Origin of the sequence: Bacillus manliponensis, assembly GCF_000712595.1 — a bacterium.
Classification (GTDB): Bacteria; Bacillota; Bacilli; order Bacillales; family Bacillaceae_G; genus Bacillus_A; species Bacillus_A manliponensis.
The window spans coordinates 1-499 of the sequence record NZ_JOTN01000082.1 but is presented as its reverse complement, the minus strand read 5'-3'; the positions used below and the strand labels follow the sequence as shown (position 1 = coordinate 499).

At 36.3% G+C, this 499-nt stretch carries 2 protein-coding genes; both read right to left on the bottom strand.

Annotated elements, in window-relative coordinates; translation table 11 throughout:
• A partial coding sequence (locus tag BAMA_RS23320) for a phage head closure protein (protein ID WP_051759077.1) occupies nucleotides 1-278 on the bottom strand: 278 nt, incomplete at its 3' end.
• Nucleotides 275-499, bottom strand: a 225-nt coding sequence (locus BAMA_RS24810; RefSeq protein WP_034644447.1) for a head-tail connector protein, incomplete at its 5' end; no start/stop codon positions are given. The genes BAMA_RS24810 and BAMA_RS23320, both read right to left, overlap by 4 nt.

The window sequence follows — 499 nt, the reverse complement described above, 5'->3', positions numbered from 1 at the left end:
TCAAAATCTAAAACATCAAAAAAACGACCTTCACAAGTCGCTCTCATATCACGTCTTAATTTTTGATTTACACGAATAGTAATTCGTTTAGGCGACTTTACACCAAGTGCACCTGCTACAACCACCTCTGGATTTTTCATGCTTCCAGCGCCTACGATAGAGCTCCATACGGTAAATACATCTTTCCAATCGTCACTCTCTACCCAATTACCTTCAGCATCCTGATAGCTTTCCTTTGATTGAAAAGTAATTCGCTTATCAAGCTTGGCTGGGTTCATGTTGTACCACCACCATAATCTCTTAATTGTAGAATAGCTGTTTCTAAAGATGCATTTAATGCCACTACGTTTAAAGATTTATCGTGATTTTCATAGTTTAATAAAACATATGTCATTACAGCAATTTTATATCGTGCGCTATTATTTTCACGAACCCCTGATCCAAGTAAATACTCTTTAGCACCATCAATAAGAAGCTGAATATCTTCATCTTCTTCATT